Origin of the sequence: Phenylobacterium sp. (assembly GCF_028290885.1) — a bacterium.
GTDB lineage: Bacteria > Pseudomonadota > Alphaproteobacteria > Caulobacterales > Caulobacteraceae > Phenylobacterium.
Window position 1 is genome coordinate 1 of sequence record NZ_JAQGIZ010000095.1, and the last position, 5,034, is coordinate 5,034.

Below are 5,034 nucleotides of genomic sequence, written 5' to 3' on the forward strand. Positions count from 1 at the left end.
GTGGGCGCCGTCTCGGTCGCTGAGGGCGATTCCGGCGACCATGTGGCGACCTTCACGGTGACCCGCAACGACGCCGGCGGGGCCTTCACGGTCGACTTCGCGACCCACGACGGGACCGCCACGGCCGGCAGCGACTATGAGGCGGCGCAGGGCACGCTGACCTTCGCGGCGGGCGGCCCGGCCAGCCAGACGGTGTCGGTGGTGATCCACGGCGACACCCAGGTGGAGGGCAACGAGACCTTCACGCTCGCCCTGACGAACCTGCAGAACACCCAAGGCGTGGCGGCGATCGCCAACGGCGCCGGCACAGGCACGATCCTCAACGACGACGTCCACGTGGTGAAGACCTACGAGATCCAAGGCGCCGCCCACACCTCGCCGCTGCTCGGGCAGCATGTGGTGACCGAGGGCGTCGTCACCGCCGTCGACACCACCGGCTCGCGGGGGTTCTGGATCCAGGACCAGACCGGCGACGGCAATGACGCGACGTCGGACGCGGTGTTCGTCTTCACCAACGCCGCGCCCGCCGTGCACGCAGGCGACCTGGTGCGGGTCGACGGCACGGTGAACGAGTTCCAGGGCAGCGACACCAACAACCTGACGATCACCGAAGTCGGCAGCTCCAACGCCAATGTGACGGTCGAGGGAACCGGCTTCACCGTCGCCCCGACGATCATCGGCGACGGCGGCCGTCACATCCCCACCGAGGTGATCGACAACGACCACTTCACGACCTTCGACCCCGGCCAGGACGCCGTCGACTTCTACGAGTCGATCGAAGGCATGCTGGTCACCGTCAAGAACGCCCAGGCCGTGGACGCCACCGCCCTCGGCCAGACCTGGGTCGTGGCCGACAACGGCGACAGCGCCACCGGGATGAATGACCGCGGCGGCATCACCATCGCGCCCAACGACATGAACCCGGAGAGGATCGAGATCTTCACCGACTCCGGCGTCAGTAATGTCCAGCTGAACAATGTGGCCGGCGACCATCTGGGCGACGTCACCGGCGTGGTCAGCTACTTCGGCGGCAACTACGAACTCCTGCCGCTGTCGGTCGGCTCGACGGCCAGCGCCGGATCGGCGCCGCGGGAGACCACCACGCTCGCCAGCGACGCCAGCCACCTCACCATCGGCGCCTATAACCTCGAGAACCTCGATCCCACCGACCCGGCGTCCAAGTTCGCCCAGCTGGGGCAGGACATCGCCCACAACCTCGGCGCGCCCGACATCATCGGCGTCGAGGAAATCCAGGACGCCGACGGAGCCGGCCCGGGCACCGACCTCAGCGGCGCCGTGACGCTCAACAAGCTGATCGACGCCATCGTGGCGGCGGGCGGCCCGCGCTATTCGTTCATCGAGATCGATCCGACGGCCAACAACCAGACCGGCGGCGAGCCCAACGGCAACATCCGTCAGGCCTTCCTCTACGATCCGACCCGCGTCAGCTACGTCGACGGCTCGGCGCATCAGCTGGCGGACACCGACCTCACCAACGGCGACGCCTACAACAACAGCCGCAAGCCGCTGGTGGCCGACTTCACGTTCCACGGCGAAACGATCACCGCCATCGACGTGCACAACTATTCGCGCGGCGGCAGCGACGAGCTGTTCGGCCAGGACCAGCCGGCGATCAACAACGGCGACCAGCGCCGGGTCGACCAGACCACACCGGTCAAACAGTACGTCGAGCAGTTGGTCCAGGCCGATCCCCACGCCCACGTGGCGGTGATGGGCGACTTCAACGCCTACCAGTTCGAGACCTCGCTGACCCAGCTGGAGAGCGGCGGCGCGCTCAGCAACCTGACCAATCTGCTCGCCCCCGCGGACCGCTACTCCTACGCCTTCGAAGGCAACATGGAGCAGATCGACCAGATGCTGGTCTCGCCCAGCCTGCAGTCGGGCGCGCAATTCGATATCGTCCACCTGAACACCGGCGTCGTCGACCGGCCCACCGACCACGATCCCATCGTCTCGCGCCTGTTCGTCAACACCGCGCCGGTCTCGGTGGCCGACAACGGCTACGCCGCGACGGAGGACACGCCCTTCATCGTCGACGCAGCCCACGGCGTCCTGGCGAACGACACGGACCTGAACAGCGACCTGCTGAGCGCCTTGCTTGGCCAGGGCCCGGCGCACGGGGCGCTGCAGCTCAACGCCGACGGCTCGTTCACCTACACCCCCGGCGCCGACTTCAACGGCCAGGACAGCTTCACCTACCTCGCCCAGGATCCCTCGGGGGCGAGCTCGGCGCTGGCGACCGTCGTCCTGCAGGTGGCCGCGGTGAACGACGCGCCGGTGGCGCACGCCGACGCGGCGTCGGTGTCGGAGAACCAGTCGGTGACCGTCGACGTGCTCGGCAACGACACCGACGTGGACAGCGGCGACAGCAAGAGCATCCTGTCGGTGTCGGACACGGCCTTGGGCGGCCACGTCACGATCGCGGACGGCCAGCTTGTCTACGTCGCCGACGCCGACGCCTTCGACCTGCTGACCACCGGCCAAAGCGTCACCGACAGCTTCACCTACACCATGCAGGACGCGGCCGGGGCCACGAGCTCGTCGACGGTGAGCGTGGCGGTGAGCGGCGTGCCGGACGCCCCGACGCTCAACGGCGGCAACGGCGAGGCCGTGCTGACCGGCACCGCCGGAGACGAAGCGATCAACGGCGGCAACGGCGCCGACAGGCTCTTCGGCCTCGCCGGGGCCGACGCGCTCGACGGCGGCAAGGGCGACGATACGCTCTCCGGCGGGTCCGGCATCGACTCGCTCTCGGGAGGCAGTGGCGATGACCGGCTGGATGGCGGCGCCGGCGACGACCAGCTGACCGGCGGGAGCGGCGCCGACCGGTTCGCCTTCTCCGGCGGCTTCGGCCACGACATGGTGACCGATTTCAGCCACGGCGACATCCTCCAGGTGGACCACGCCCTGTTCGCCAACTTCAACGACCTATTGTCGCACGCCCACCAGGTCGGCGCGGACGTGGTGATCACCTATGACGCCGCAGACACCGTCACCTTGACGGCGGTCCAGCTTACCAGCCTGCACGCGAGCGATTTCGCGTTCATCTGACGCGACGGCGGACGCGGGGCGGCGGGCCGCCGCCTTGCGTCCGGCCGCTCGGCACGCGATATCGGTAGGGACGCGGACTCTTCTCAGTTCGCTGCAAGATTCCCAGAAGGACTTCCTCCCTATGCGTGACCCTGTCACCACCGCGCTTGGCCTCGTGCCGATGGTCGTCGAGCAGACGAGCCGCGGCGAGCGCGCCTACGACATCTTCTCCCGCCTCCTGAAGGACCGGATCGTGTTCCTGGCCGGCCCGGTCGAGGACAACATGGCGGCGCTGATCTGCGCCCAGTTGCTGCACCTGGAGGCCGAGAACCCGAAGAAAGAGATCCAGATGTACATCAACTCGCCGGGCGGGGTGGTGACATCCGGCCTCGCGATCTATGACACCATGCAGTACATCAAGAGCCCGGTGATCACCCTTTGCCTCGGCATGGCGGCCTCGATGGGCTCGTTCCTGCTGATGGCCGGCGAAAAGGGTTCGCGGATCGCCCTGCCGAACTCGCGGATCATGGTGCACCAGCCGTCGGGCGGCTTCTCAGGCAAGGCCTCGGACATCGAGCGCCACGCCGAGGACATCATCAAGACCAAGCATCGCCTGAACGAGCTCTACGCCAAGCACACCGGCCAATCGATCGAGACCGTGGAATCCGTGCTCGACCGCGACAGCTTCATGACCGCCGAAGAAGCCAAGGAGTGGGGCATCGTCGACCACGTCTGGGAAAAGCGCGAAAGCGACAGCTGACAGCCGCATGGCCCCGCACATCCTTGTGGTGGGCGGGACCGGCATGCTGTCGGGATTTGTGGAGGCGCTCGCCGGCGACGGCGGGCGCCTCAGTCTTTTGTCGCGCCGGGCCTCGACGTTCAGCCGCGCGAACATCACCGGCCATGACGTGGATTACTATGACGAAGCCGCGTTCGTGGCTGCGCTCGACGCGGTGGGCCCGATCGACCTTGCCGTCGGCTGGTTCCACACCCTGAAGACCGGCGCGCCGCGGCTATTGGCCGAGCGGGTCGGCAAGCCTGGCGTCCCTGGGCGCCTGTTTCAGGTGCTGGGGAGCGCCACAGCAGATCCCGCCCGGCCGGACCGGCTCGCCACCGCCGCGGCGGTGGCCAAAGGTCTTGCGAACTGCCGGCTGCGGCAGGTGGTGCTAGGCTTCATGGTCGAGGCCGGCGCCTCACGCTGGCTGACCGACGCCGAAATATCCGCCGGCGTGCGTTCCGCCGTCACCCGCGACCTGGCTTATTTCGGTGGTCGGGCAGGTGGAGCCTTGGTCGGCTAGGCCTTGAGCCTGTCCCGCGCCGCCCGCATCAACGCCTCCCGTCCTGCCGCGTGGGTGACGTCGATCCGCTCGTCCGGATCGCTGATGTCCGCGAACATGCCCCTCGGGTCCTCGTGGAAATGCAGGAAGCCGCGGGACTTGCGGTAGAACACGCCGCGCTTCTTCTCCTTGAGGCCGGGCAGGGTGCGGAGCTGCGCCAGCAGGTCTTCCAGCCGATCGAGGTCGGCGTCGCGGGCGTGTCTCATGGCGTCCCCTTGAACACCCGATAGCCGGCGGTCTCGGCCATCGCCAGCATTTCGCGGTCGCCGCTGGTGTCGCCGTAGGCGGCCTTGAGGACGAGGTCGGGCCCGAAGGCGTCCTTCAGCCGCACGACCTTCTCCGGCCCTCGGCAGTTGGGCGTCGAAAACGCGCCCACGACCCGATCCTGGGCGTCGAAGGCGAGCTCGGTGCCCAGCAGCGCGTCCGCCCCCAGCGCGCGGGCGAAGGGGGCCACGACCAGGTCCGGCGAGGCGGTGACGATGACCAGCCGCACAGGCTCGCTGCGCCAGCGCTTCCAGGCCGCGACGGCGTCGGGGCGCAGCAGGCTGCCGGAGAACCGCTCGGCGAACTCGCGGGCGTCGGCCTCGAGCCGGTCGCGCGATACGCCCCGCAGGAACTCCCGCACGGCCGCGGCCTTGATCCGCCC

Annotated in this window: 5 protein-coding genes; 3 read left to right on the forward strand and 2 right to left on the reverse strand. The window is 68.6% G+C overall.

Features of this window, described 5'->3' with window-relative positions; all coding sequences use genetic code 11:
* From JWP28_RS07020 to JWP28_RS07030, 3 genes are all read left to right on the forward strand, one after another.
* A partial coding sequence (locus JWP28_RS07020) for an Ig-like domain-containing protein (protein ID WP_299541488.1) occupies window positions 1–3,072 on the forward strand: 3,072 nt, incomplete at its 5' end.
* A 121-nt stretch (window positions 3,073–3,193) separates the two neighbouring features.
* Entirely contained in the window at window positions 3,194–3,811 is a 618-nt protein-coding gene (locus JWP28_RS07025; RefSeq protein ID WP_299541490.1) for an ATP-dependent Clp protease proteolytic subunit, read from the forward strand.
* Between the two features lie 7 nt (window positions 3,812–3,818).
* The gene (locus JWP28_RS07030) at window positions 3,819–4,349 is read left to right on the forward strand and encodes a hypothetical protein (RefSeq protein WP_299541492.1); all 531 of its coding nucleotides are present in this window, start codon (window positions 3,819–3,821) and stop codon (window positions 4,347–4,349) included.
* Here JWP28_RS07030 and JWP28_RS07035 read toward each other — a convergent pair.
* Both JWP28_RS07035 and JWP28_RS07040 read right to left on the reverse strand, forming a co-directional pair.
* Window positions 4,346–4,594 carry a hypothetical protein gene (locus JWP28_RS07035; RefSeq protein ID WP_299541494.1) on the reverse strand — a complete coding sequence of 83 codons (249 nt, stop codon included), beginning with the start codon at window positions 4,592–4,594 and terminating at the stop codon, window positions 4,346–4,348. The genes JWP28_RS07030 and JWP28_RS07035 overlap by 4 nt on opposite strands.
* On the reverse strand, window positions 4,591–5,034 hold a 444-nt coding region (locus tag JWP28_RS07040; protein WP_299541496.1), incomplete at its 5' end, for an HAD-IB family hydrolase. The genes JWP28_RS07035 and JWP28_RS07040, both read right to left, overlap by 4 nt.